Origin of the sequence: Pedobacter roseus, assembly GCF_014395225.1 — a bacterium.
Taxonomy (GTDB): Bacteria; Bacteroidota; Bacteroidia; order Sphingobacteriales; family Sphingobacteriaceae; genus Pedobacter; species Pedobacter roseus.
Map to the genome: position 1 here is coordinate 4,018,442 of NZ_CP060723.1, position 12,481 is coordinate 4,030,922.

Sequence of the window (12,481 nt, forward strand, 5' to 3'; positions counted from 1 at the left end):
ATTACAAATTTGTACCTTTGCAAATCATGCCGGCATCAACTTATTTAATGCGTTTTCCCTTTTTCGCTGTTATCCTGTTATTCTTTTCTGTTTCAAGCTTGAAAGCACAGAAAACAGTAGAAATGCAGGATTCTGTGCCTCAGCATATCTTTACTTTTAAAGAAATTGAGGTACTGGAAGATGCCGGTAACCGGTACACATTCGATGAGATTAAGAGCAGTGCATTCGATCAAAAATTTAAAGCAAGTTTAACCAGTACGCCGCAAACCAAACAGCTTAACAAAACCTATTGGTTCAGGATTAAAATTAAACAGAATGACAAGGCAGATAAACCTTTTCTGCTGGAATTTTTCGACCAAACGATCGATCACATTACCGCTTACATTCCTCAGGCCAATCAAAAATATACTGTCGAAAACCTGGGTGATGCCAACAATTTCGATAAGCGGCTGATCCACCATAAAAACTTCGAAATTCCGCTGCAAAACGAAGGAAATGAAATACAGACTTATTATTTCAAGATCAATTCCTCTCAAATTGCCGATGTCATTATCGTATTAAGAACCACCGATTGGTTTATTTCTTATGCTTTAGATGAGTATTTCTATTTCGGTATTTTTTACGGGATGATCCTGGTTTTCAGTTTCTATAACCTTATTATGTTTATTGCCATCAGGCAAAAGCAATACCTCTATTATGTACTCTATAATTTAAGCGTCGGCTTTTTCGAAATGAGTACCGATGGCATTGCCTATCAATATTTATGGCCTAATGCCCCCGCCTGGAATCAGGTTGCCTATGCTTTTGCATTGTGTGCCACCAGTATCTTCGCGTTGCTTTTTACCCGTGAGCTTTTATATGTTAAAGCAAAAGCTCCAAAATTAAATCATTTTATTATCGGCATCATTGTTTGCAGGATCATCTTTTTTATTTATTGTTATCTGTTTAATCAAACACTGTTCAGTTATAAATTTATCGAGGCTGTTCCACTATCCGTTGCTTTTTTTACCGGAATTTACATTTACAGAAAAGGCTACCAACCTGCCCGTTTCTTTGTATTGGGTTACAGTTTCTTATTTGCAGGCTTTATGCTGAAATTCCTGATTATGCTTGGCATTGGCTGGCTAAATTTTGGTGCCATTAGTTATTACAGTCTGAGTTTCTGCTTTGTGCTCGAAATGATTTTTCTATCCTTTGCCATTGGTGATAAAGTTAGGATCCTTAAAGTAAAAAAGGATAAAGCACAGCAAAAAATCATCAGGCAAATGGCCGTAAATGCCAAATTGAAAGACAGCATCAACCAGGAACTCGAGAGCAAGGTTGAAGAACGCACCCGAGAGGTTTACCACAAATCATTAATTATTGAGAGCAAAAACCAGGCTTTGGAAGAGGCCAATGCGCTGTTACAACAACAGGCAGAAGAAATTTCGCGGATGAACGTGCTGCTGGAGCATGATAATGAAGAACTCCAAACCAGTGTAGAAAAGGTAACCAGAGATCGGGTAATGTCTACCGAAGTAGATTTTGAAGAATTCAGCAAAATTTACCCTGATAAAGAAACCTGTTATGAGTTTTTGGCACAACTAAAATGGAGCACTGGTTACCACTGCCGTAAATGCAGTAACGACCATTATTTTGCAGGGCACATTTTGCATAGCCGCCGTTGCAGTAAATGTGGTTATGAAGAATCGGTAACGACCTATACCATTTTCCACAATACCCGTATTCCGATTAATAAAGCATTTTATATGATTTTTCTGATTTACTCTTCAAAAGGAAAAATCTCCTCTCATAAATTAGCAGAATTGCTCTCCATTAGGCAAAGTACCTGCTGGACATTCGGCTCGCGCATTAAAAAAGTAATGGATGACCGGAAGAAAACCTTGAAAAAATCAGCCAAAAACGGCTGGAGTCAGCTTGTAATCGAGTAATTACCCCCTTTAATCCGTCACAATTTTGTTTGTTTTGAGGTTTTTTCCATAAAAAAGGAAAGGGTGTTTAAGCGTATCAAACCGCAACCGCAGCACTACTTATCCAGACCACTTAAAGGCTGATTATCAGCATTAAAACGGCCTTTTCATTAACGGTACTAAAGCGTATCGAAACTAGCACAATAATCTAAATATCAGGCAGTTACACAAAATTTAACATTCAAAATACTTGTATTTAACATTAATCTGGTGTTAACTTTACGGCATATAATATTAATCAAGAGCAAAATTATGAGAAAAAAGTTTACATTGCTTATGGTGTGTATTCTCTGTGGTATCTCTCTGAGTATGGCACAGAATATTACCGTAAAAGGTTTGGTAAAAGACAAGCAAGGATTACCATTGCCCGGTGTATCTGTAAAGGTGAAAGGAACTAACCAGGGCGCCTCTACTGCAGATAACGGAGGATATACGATCAGCGCTCCTCAAAACTCAACTTTAGAATTTACTTTTATTGGTTATAAAACAATAGAAGAAGCGGTAAGTGGCCGTACAACTGTAAACGTTACCCTATCTGACGACAACCAACAGCTAAATGAGGTGGTGGTAATCGGTTATGGTACTACGACCAAAAAAGATTTAACAACAGCTGTAGTATCCTTATCTTCTAAAGATATCGAGAATCAACCTGTAACCAATCCCCTGCAGGCCATCCAGGGTAAAGCTGCTGGTGTGCAGATTTCTTCACAATCAGGAAAACCAGGATCGGGCGTATCAGTTACCATTCGTGGTAATACTTCGATCAATGCTTCTAACAGTCCGCTGTATGTTATTGATGGGGTAACTTCCCGCGATGCGAGTTTCTTAAACCCTACAGATATTGAAAGTTTGACGATTTTAAAAGATGCTTCAGCTGCTGCAATCTACGGATCGAGCGGTGCTAATGGTGTAATCCTGATTACCACCAAAAAAGGATCATCGGACAAAATTCGTGCAACTTTTAATGCATTTACAGGTTTTTCTAACCTCTGGCAAAAACAGGATGTGTTAAACAGAGATCAATATATCTCCCTGATGAAAGAATTGGGTTATGATACCAATGGTTTGGGTAATCAAAACACAGACTGGCAAGACCTAACATTCGGTACAGGAACGCAGAACAGCTATCAGGCATCCATTTCCGGAGGTGTTAAGGGTGGTCAATACTCCTTATCAACAGGTTATCAACAAGATAAAGGTGTGGTATCGCCAGCCAAACTGGATAAATATACTATCCACTTTAACGGTTCACAAAACATTACCAAATGGTTAAAATTAACTGGTAATGCGGCTATTACCCAAAATAACTCAGTAGATGTAAGCGATAATGCTAACGTGGCAAGAGGCGGAACCATTTTATCGGCATTAACCACGCCCCCTACCATTGGTGTTTATGCTGCTAATGGTACTTATGCCTTTAACCCTTACAAAGGTGGCTCAGAAAACCCTGTGGCCAATGCAAACGCTGCAATAAACAGGAACAGGAATTTCCGTTTCTTAGGTGCTTTTGCTGCTGAAATTAAATTCACACAGGATTTCTCTTTCAAATCGAGCATCAGTACAAACAACAACGACAACAGATATTCATACTTTTTAGATCCATATTCAACAGATTATGGAAGGACACAAAAAGGGATTATCAATTCTAATTTCAGCACCGACCATGTTTGGTTAAACGAAAACATTTTAAACTATACCAAAAACTGGGGTAAAAATGCTTTCACTGCAACAGGCGGTATGACTTTACAAGAATCTAAATATTACAAGTTAAGCTATAACGAGCAGAATTTCATTGGTGCAAATGGTCAGCTATTAGATCATGGCACTTCAATTCCTCCGCAACTGCCAACTGCATCAGATTGGTCTAAACGTTCTTATTTAGCCCGTTTAACTTACGCTTACGACAGTAAGTATTTATTCAGCACCAACTTCAGGGCTGATGGTTCATCACGTTTCGGTCCACAAAATAAATATGGTTATTTCCCTTCTGCATCAGTTGGATGGAGAATTTCCGGCGAGAATTTCCTAAAAGATGTTAAATCAATCAACGATTTAAAATTAAGGGCGAGCTGGGGTAAAGTAGGTAACGATGAAGGTATCGGAGATTATTCGTACTTAGAACTGTACACTCCAACCACACAGGGATCGTATGTATTTTCTCAATTGCCAAACCCTGGTTTGAAATGGGAAGAAACCACACAAACCAATATCGGTTTAGATTTATCGATGTTCAACAGCCGCGTGGTTTTCACTGCTGATGCTTATTTAAAGAAAACAAAAGACCTTTTAATTAACCAGCCCTTACCAAATTCAATCGGTTTTGGCAGTATCGCTTCAAACGTAGGTGATATGGAAAATAAAGGTTTAGAGTTTGTTTTAACCACCAAAAACTTTGTAAAAGATAAGTTTACCTGGACAACAGACATCAACTTCTCTTTAAACCGCAATAAAGTAACCAGCTTAGGTGATAAAGTGAATTCGATTAATTTCGGTGATATTTATGAGCGTGATGCTGCTATCAGAGTGGTTACAGGTCGTCCGTTAGGCAGTTTTTATGGTTATGTTTCAAACGGTGTAGATCCTCAAACCGGAAATATCGTTTATCAGGATTTAAATGGCGATAAAACAATTAATGCAGATGACAGAACTTTTATCGGTTCGGCACAGCCTAAATTCACTTATGGTGTTAACAACACTTTTACTTTTGACAACTTTGGCTTAAACTTCTTATTCCAGGGTGTTCAGGGCAACCAGATGTTCAATGCATCCAGAATGGAACTGGAAGGCATGAACGATTCTAAAAATCAATCGGCTGTGGTGCTAAACAGATGGACCACACCAGGACAGATCACTGATGTTCCGAGAGCAATTAAAGATAATACCAGCAACACCTTAACTTCTAGTCGTTTTGTTGAAGATGGTTCTTATCTGCGTTTAAAAACCACCACATTATCTTACAATTTTGGTGCAGCCACTTTAGGTAAACTTAAAATGAGCAAAGTAATGTTATATGCATCGGCTTACAACCTATTAACTTTTACAAAATACACAGGTTTTGATCCGGAGGTTAACGTAAACTCGGCCAACGGACCGGCAATGGGTATCGATTATGGTACTTATCCTCAGTCGAGAACTTTCTTATTTGGTGTTAACGTAGGCTTTTAATTCAGACAACAATGAAACTTAAAATATATTCATTAATCGCAGCGGGTACCATTACTTTGGCATTGAGCAGCTGTAAAAAAGATTTCTTAGATCAAACTCCCATTACGCAGGTAGGTCCTGATGTAGCTTTTGCAGATGCAGCGGCAGCGGAGAAATTAATTCAGGGTGCATACGACGGGATGTATAACGATTTCCACATCTGGGATTACATGACCAATGGTGATGTAAGATCGGATAATGCTTATGCAGGTGGAGATAACCCGGCTAACATCCAACTGGATTTATTTACCGTAATCTCTACAAACGGCAACGTAGGAAGAGATTGGAATGCTTTGTACAGTGATATTAAAAACTGTAACTTAATTTTAACAAACGTTCCGAACATTGTAGATGCCAAGCTTGATGCAGGCGACCGCAGAAAACAGATTCTTGCAGAAGCCAGCATTTTAAGGGCTTACATGTATTTCAACTTAGTGAGAACCTGGGGTTCCGTTCCTTTGGTGGTTAAAGTACCTACAACCGATGCTGAATTTTATCCGGCAAAAGCAAGTGTTGATGCCATTTATACACAGATCATTTCCGATCTGGAGTATGGTGCAGCCAATGCCCGTGTTGCTGGTCCTACCAAAGGCATTATGACCAAAGGTGTTGCAAATGCACTTTTGGCTAAAGTATATGCAAGTAAACCTACACCCGATTGGACTAAAGTAAGTACATATTGCGATGCAGTAATTGGCGGTGGTTATTCTTTAATAGCAAACTACGATTTCCTTTGGGATTCTAACCATAAAAACAATTCAGAAGCCATTTGGGAAATGCAATACGATGGTTACGGAGGTTTACACGGAAACTGGATGCCGAGTGTATTGGTTGGAACAGGATGGAAAAGGTTTAACACCCCTACCAACAGCTTGGCAAAAGCTTATGATGATGCTGGTGATGCCATCCGTAAAGCTTCGAGCATTAAATTTAACAATGTAGTATCAGAGGGTTGGAGCGATTCGTATTGGTCTAAAACAAGCTACCCATACATCAATAAATACCGTGCAGACGATAAATCGGATAACTATATTTTAAGATTGGCCGATATCATTTTATTAAAAGCTGAGGCTTTGAACGAATTAAGTGCATCGGGCTGGTCGGCAGCAGCACCTTTTGTTAATCAGATCCGCAACCGTGTTAATCTTGGCGTTACTACCGCGACAGATCAGGCTTCAATGCGTTTAGCAATTGAAAACGAACGCCGTTTAGAATTGGCTTTCGAAGGTCACCGTTGGTTCGATTTATTAAGAACAAACAGGGTAATTCCGGTAATGAATGCACAGGTTGATGGTACAGGAGCAAACCTGAACTATAACCTTACCACTTCAAAATTATATTTCCCGATTCCACAGGATGAATTAGACAAAAATCCTAACGTACGTTAATTTCTATAAAAACAGAGGCGGCTACGGTCGCCTTTGTTTTATAACTTAATTTCTATGATGTTAAAAAAAACCTTGCTCTCACTCCTGGCATTGGGAAGCCTTTTCAGCGCCCAGGCCCAGATCAAAAATACAAACCAGGCGAAAATTGAAGCTTTGTTGAGCAAAATGACGCTTGAAGAAAAAGTGGGTCAGATGGCGCAAATTACCCTGGATGTAATTGGAACGGGTAAAAGTCGTTTCGAAAGCGACGAGCCTTTTACGCTCGATAAAGCCGCAATGGATAAAGCTCTAATCCAATACCACGTGGGTTCGGTATTAAATACCTCCAACAACAGGGCACGCACGCCGCAGGTTTGGTATAAAATCATCAGCGAAATCCAGGATGTAGCCATTAAAAAAGGTAAAAATAAAATCCCCGTAATTTATGGTGTTGATGAAGTTCATGGTGCTACTTACACTGCTGGTGCAACCATGTTCCCTCAGCAAATCGGTCAGGCGGCTACATTTAACCGCAGCCTGGTTAAAAAAGGTGCATCAATCACCGCTTACGAAACCCGCGCCAGTTCTATTCCATGGAACTTCGCCCCTATTTTAGATTTAGGTGCCGATCCACGTTTTCCACGCCAGTGGGAAAGTTTTGGAGAAGATCCGTATGTGGTTACCGAATTGGGAAAAGCAGCTGTTAAAGGTTATGAGGGAGATGATAATAATGTTGCTAATCCTTACAAGGTTGCAACCTCATTAAAACACTTTTTAGGTTACCAAACGCCAACTACCGGAAAAGACAGGACACCTTCTTTTATTTCCAATCAGGCTTTAAGAGAATACCATTTGCCACAGTTTAAAGCGGCTATAGAGGCTGGTGCACACACGGTGATGATCAATTCGGGTATTATCAATGGCATTCCGGTTCACTCTAATTACAATATCGTTACTAAATTATTAAAGGAAGAACTGGGTTTTAAAGGTTTGGTGGTTACCGATTGGGGTGATATTGAAAATCTTTTTAAAAGAGATCATATTGCCAAAGACGATAAAGAAGCCATTATGCTGGCCATTAATGCCGGAATAGATATGAGCATGATTGCTTATAACTACGAAGTATTTTGCGATAACCTGATTGCGTTGGTTAAAGAAGGTAAAGTAAAACAGGAAAGAATTGATGATGCCGTACGCCGGATTTTACTGGTAAAATTTGCGACCGGTTTATTCGAAAAACCAACCACCAACCCTAAAGATTACCCGAAATTTGCCAGTAAAGAATTTCAGACTGCTGCTTACAATACTGCTGCAGAATCGATCACCCTATTAAAAAACACCAATAACATCCTTCCCCTAAAAAAAGGAATTAAATTGTTAATTACAGGACCTAATGCAAACTCGATGCGTACCTTGAACGGCGCGTGGACGTACAGCTGGCAGGGTGAAAAGGTAGAAGAATTTGCAAAAGATTATAATACCATTTTAGAAGCCCTGCAACATAAAAACGGTGCCGATAATATCAAATATCTTCCTGGCGTGAGCTATAAAATGGACGGTAAATATTTTGAAGATTTTGCCGACAAAATGGACGAAACCATTGCTGCTGCCAAAGATGTGGATGCAGTAGTATTGTGCCTGGGCGAAAATACCTATACTGAATCACCAGGCAATTTAAGTGACCTTTACATTTCTGATTTACAGATCGAACTGGCTAAAAAGATTGCAGCAACCGGTAAACCTGTTATTTTGGTACTGAACGAAGGCCGTCCGAGGATTATCAGTAAGTTCGAGAAAAGCATGAGCGCGGTGGTTCAAACTTATCTTCCCGGCAATTATGGTGCAGATGCATTGGCCGATATTTTATTCGGTGATGTAAATCCATCAGGAAAACTGCCTTACACCTATCCACAGTTCCCGAATGCCTTATTTACTTATTACCATAAACCTTCTGAGGCCCGCGAAACCGTAGAAGGTGTTTATAACTACGATTCTGATTACAACCCACAATATGTTTTCGGTCAGGGTTTAAGTTATACCACTTTCAAATACAGCAACCTGAAATTAAGCAGCAATACTTTAAAAGCTGGCGAAAATTTGACCATTTCTGTTGAAGTAAGCAATACCGGAAACAGGTCAGGTAAAGAAAGTGTATTACTTTATACCTCTGATTTAGTTGCAAGTGTAATTACTCCAGACGTAAAACGGCTAAGAGGTTTCGAAAAAATCGACTTGAAAGCCGGCCAAAGCAAAACAGTAACTTTCACTTTAACACCTGAAGATATTGCTGTTGTAAATGTAGAAGGCAAAAAAGTAACCGAAGCTGGCGAATTCAAAATCCAGATCGGTGACCAGAAAATAAACTTTAATTACACAAATTAAACCAACCCTGTTTACAGGCACATTGCTTATGTCCAAAAAGCATAAGCAATGTTTTTAAATTACATTCTAATTTATACTATGCGAAATACCCTGAAATCTCTAACCAAAACCATAATTATGAAACCCATTTACAACCTGGGCACTGCACTGGCCATCTTGATTGTTGCCTGTGCCTGTAGCAAAAGTCCGAAGACAAGTGAAGGAAGTGACTCACCACCAACTTCTACCGAACCAGTTAAAACCGATGTTGCATTTTGGCTAACCAAAGGCGATCAGTCGCAACTGTTAAAAAAGCAGAATGTTGCCTTAAACTTTTCTACCGTTACCAACAGCAATCCAACCATTGAGGTAGACCCAGCTACCACTTTTCAAAATATTGATGGTTTCGGTTATACCTTAACAGGTGGCAGTGCAAATTTGATAAATGCTTTACCAGCTGCAGCGCAAGATAAGCTCTTAAACGAGCTGTTTGCGGGCACTGATGATGCCATTGCAGTAAGTTACCTCAGAATAAGTATTGGGGCTTCAGATTTAAGCGCTACGCCTTTTACCTATAATGATCTGGCCGATGGAGAAACGGATGATAATTTAGCAAAATTCTCTATCGCCAAAGAACAGGCTGATTTAATTCCGGTATTAAAAAAGATAGTAGCCATTAACCCTTCAATTAAAATTTTAGGCTCACCATGGACAGCCCCTACCTGGATGAAGACCAACAAAAGTTTTATTGGTGGTAGTTTAAAACCAGAATATTACCAAACTTATGCGAAATACCTGGTGAAATACATTCAGGCAATGAAAGCAGAAGGGATTATAATTGATGCCATTACCCCACAAAATGAGCCATTACATCCTGGCAATAACCCAAGTATGTATATGACCGCTTTAGATCAGGCTGATTTTATTAAAACTGCATTAGGTCCGATTTTCCAAAGCAGCGGAATCAAAACCAAGATTATCGTTTATGACCACAACGCTGATAAACCAGAATATCCGATTACCATTTTAAACGATGCTGATGCCAAGAAATATGTTGATGGTTCTGCATTCCACTTATATGCTGGCCCTATTACTGCACTTACGCAGGTACACAATGCACATCCAGACCGCAATGTTTACTTTACCGAGCAATGGGTTGGTGGCCCGGGTAATTTTGCTGAAGATTTAAAATGGCATGTATCTACCTTAATTGTTGGCGCAACCCGTAACTGGAGCCGGAATGTTTTAGAGTGGAATTTAGCTGCAGATCCAAACTACAACCCACATACTGATAAAGGCGGCTGTACTACTTGTTTAGGTGCCATTACCATTGCACCGGCAGTAAGCAGAAATGTAGCTTATTATGTAATTGCACACGCTTCTAAATTTGTAAAACCAGGTTCGGTGAGGATTGCATCAAACATTACAAATAACCTGCAGAACGTGGCTTTTAAAACCCCTGATGGTAAAAACGTATTGATTGTTTGCAATAATAATAGTTCAGAAACGGCATTCAATATTAAATACAACGGTAAAATGATAACCAGCAGCCTGGATAAAGGGGCGGTAGGTACTTACGTTTGGTAAAAACTTTATCGTTTAATTGTTTAGTTAGCCCCGTACTTACGGGGCTTTCTGGTTTATATACTTTTTGGCAGGTGCTTTGCTCCATAATAAAAAATCAATCCGATAAGAAAATGAAAAACATGATCCCAGTATTAGGCCTTGCCACTTTATTGATGGCTGCATGTCAGGGCGGTACCGCTAAAAAGACACAGGCAAAAATAGACTCTACCATTGTAACCAACGCCGAAACCGCAACAGATTCGGTTCAATGTTATCAATACATTAAAAACCGCGATACGGCTACCCTATCGCTAAAAAGTGAGGATAACAAGGTAACAGGCACTTTAGGCTATAACTTATACGAAAAAGATAAAAATGCAGGTACAATAACCGGACTTGTTAAAGGAGATACCATTGTAGCCAATTATACTTTTCAGTCTGAAGGCCAAACTTCTGTTAGGGAAGTAGCCTTTTTAAAGCAAGGCGATCAGTTAATTGAAGGTTTTGGCGATATGCAGGAAGTTAAAGGCGAAACAAGGTATAAAGATATCAGCAAGCTAAAGTTTGATGGATCAATGGCCTTTGGTAAAATTGATTGTAAATAATACATCGTCATCTCAATCCATAAATCGTCATTTCGACCGAAGTGGAGAAATCTTTCACATAGTTCAAAGATTTCTCCATTTCGCTGCGCTTCAGTCGAAATGACGACCTTTCTTAGCTTTTATTCATTACTTACTCACAGCATCCTTTGCTGCCGCGCTCCACTCTTCGGTTAATTTGAGCACATAATCAGAATATTTTTGAATTTCATCAGGTTTTAACTTGGCAGCCCAGCCAGTTGCCTGATTTGCCCAGGCGGTATATTTATCACCGATGGCTTTAATTTCTGTTGCATTTTTACTTTTTACAGCTGCAACATATTCATCTTTTAGTTTGCTATACTCAGCCAAACCTTTGTTTACTTCTTCACTCGAGAAAGTAGGAACATTGGTTTTAACAGTTTCAGTGGTGGTGGTAGTAACTTTGGTAACCGTATCGCCGTTTACGGCAATTTTGCTCGAATCTTTGGTAGTTTCTGTTTTTTTAGTGCTGTCGCAAGAAACTAATGTGGTGGCCAATAAGCCAACTACAGCGATTGATAAAATCTTGTATTTCATTTTGATTTGGTTTTAGCCCGAAGATGACTAAATATTGTGCCAAATCACAAAAAATCCGGTTAAATACTCAACCGGATCTCCTTTAATACTTAATGTATAGTGATTACTACTTATAAATCTTCAAAACGTTCCCAAAAACCATCAACAGGTAATTTGGCAAATATATTTACAGGTTCCTTTTTAACAGGATGTATAAACTGCAACCGGCGGGCATGTAAACAGATACTTCCTTTTCTACTCCCCCGGGGATAACCATATTTGTTATCGCCCATAATTGGGCAGCCCATTGAGGATAGCTGCACCCTGATCTGGTGCGAACGGCCCGTTAAAGGATCTACCTCCAACAGATAATAATCGCCTACTTTTGCCTTTACTTTATAAGAAAGCTCAGCCCGCTGACTTCCGGTAACTTCGGTATTATAGTAAGATACCACATTCTTTTGTGGATTTTTAACCAGCCAGTGGATCAAAGTAGCTGATTCTTTTTCGGGCTTGTTCTTTACCACCGCCCAATAGGTTTTCTTTACTTCCCTGTTTTTAAAAACAGCATTCATCCTTTCTAAAGCCTTACTGGTTTTAGCGAATAAGATTACACCACTTACAGGCCTGTCTAAACGGTGCACCACCCCTAAAAAAGCACCATTAGGTTTATTATATTTTTTAGCGATATACTTTTTTACCTGTTCATCCAAAGGCTCATCACCTGTTTCATCAACCTGTACAATATCACCCGCCCTTTTATTAATGGCGATTAAATGATTGTCTTCAAAAAGGATATCGTTATCGGTAATGGGCATTGTAATGGTTAACTGGTTAATTGTTTAAATTGGTTAACTGAAAATAGTGAGCTTTC

Annotated in this window: 8 protein-coding genes; 6 read left to right on the top strand and 2 right to left on the bottom strand. The window is 39.3% G+C overall.

From position 1 onward, the window contains the following. Positions 1 to 26 precede the first annotated feature (26 nt). From H9L23_RS16445 to H9L23_RS16470, 6 genes are all read left to right on the top strand, one after another. Positions 27 to 1,931 (top strand): 7TMR-DISM family protein, encoded by a 1,905-nt coding sequence (locus tag H9L23_RS16445; protein ID WP_223190988.1) that lies wholly within the window; start codon positions 27 to 29, stop codon positions 1,929 to 1,931. 291 nt (positions 1,932 to 2,222) lie between these two features. After that, entirely contained in the window at positions 2,223 to 5,135 is a 2,913-nt protein-coding gene (locus H9L23_RS16450; protein ID WP_187591419.1) for a SusC/RagA family TonB-linked outer membrane protein, read from the top strand. Positions 5,136 to 5,146: 11 nt separating this feature from the next. Further along, positions 5,147 to 6,562 (top strand): RagB/SusD family nutrient uptake outer membrane protein, encoded by a 1,416-nt coding sequence (locus tag H9L23_RS16455; RefSeq protein WP_187591420.1) that lies wholly within the window; start codon positions 5,147 to 5,149, stop codon positions 6,560 to 6,562. Positions 6,563 to 6,616: 54 nt separating this feature from the next. Then, entirely contained in the window at positions 6,617 to 8,923 is a 2,307-nt protein-coding gene (locus H9L23_RS16460; protein ID WP_187591421.1) for a glycoside hydrolase family 3 N-terminal domain-containing protein, read from the top strand. A 117-nt stretch (positions 8,924 to 9,040) separates the two neighbouring features. Beyond that, entirely contained in the window at positions 9,041 to 10,489 is a 1,449-nt protein-coding gene (locus tag H9L23_RS16465; RefSeq protein WP_187591422.1) for a glycoside hydrolase family 30 protein, read from the top strand. A gap of 119 nt (positions 10,490 to 10,608) precedes the next feature. Beyond that, entirely contained in the window at positions 10,609 to 11,073 is a 465-nt protein-coding gene (locus H9L23_RS16470) for a hypothetical protein (RefSeq protein ID WP_187591423.1), read from the top strand. A 126-nt stretch (positions 11,074 to 11,199) separates the two neighbouring features. On the opposite strand, the gene H9L23_RS16475 is transcribed toward H9L23_RS16470, so the two are convergent. Together H9L23_RS16475 and H9L23_RS16480 are read right to left on the bottom strand one after the other, a co-directional pair. Then, complete coding sequence (locus tag H9L23_RS16475; protein WP_187591424.1) at positions 11,200 to 11,628, bottom strand: hypothetical protein; 429 nt, start codon at positions 11,626 to 11,628, stop codon at positions 11,200 to 11,202. Between the two features lie 110 nt (positions 11,629 to 11,738). Then, a complete protein-coding gene (locus H9L23_RS16480; RefSeq protein ID WP_108198402.1) occupies positions 11,739 to 12,425 on the bottom strand; it encodes an RluA family pseudouridine synthase in 687 nt (228 codons plus the stop codon). Positions 12,426 to 12,481: the final 56 nt, after the last annotated feature.